Annotated in this window: 1 protein-coding gene; it reads right to left on the reverse strand. The window is 66.7% G+C overall.

Annotated elements, in window-relative coordinates:
- Positions 1-267: alpha-amylase family glycosyl hydrolase (locus tag ADL34_RS04985; protein ID WP_267891468.1), on the reverse strand; the 267-nt coding region annotated here is incomplete at both ends.

Consider the following 267-nt stretch of genomic DNA (forward strand, 5'->3'; position numbering starts at 1 on the left):
ATGTGGCACTCGTCGCCGCCGGAGGAGTAGTCCCCGAAGTAGTCGACGACGTCCTCGGGCCACTGGTTGGCCTCCGCCAGCAGCACCGTGTCCGGGTACTGCGCGTCGATCTCCTTGCGGACCCGCTTCAGGAACTCGTGGGTCGCGGGAAGGTTCTCGCAGTTCGTCCCCTCCTCGGCGTAGAGGTAGGGGACGGCGTCGAGGCGGAAGCCGTCGATGCCGAGGTCGAGCCAGAACTTCAGGGCGGAGAGGATCTCCTCCTGCACG

It is taken from the genome of Streptomyces sp. NRRL WC-3605 (assembly GCF_001509795.1).
Taxonomy (GTDB): Bacteria; Actinomycetota; Actinomycetes; order Streptomycetales; family Streptomycetaceae; genus Streptomyces; species Streptomyces viridochromogenes.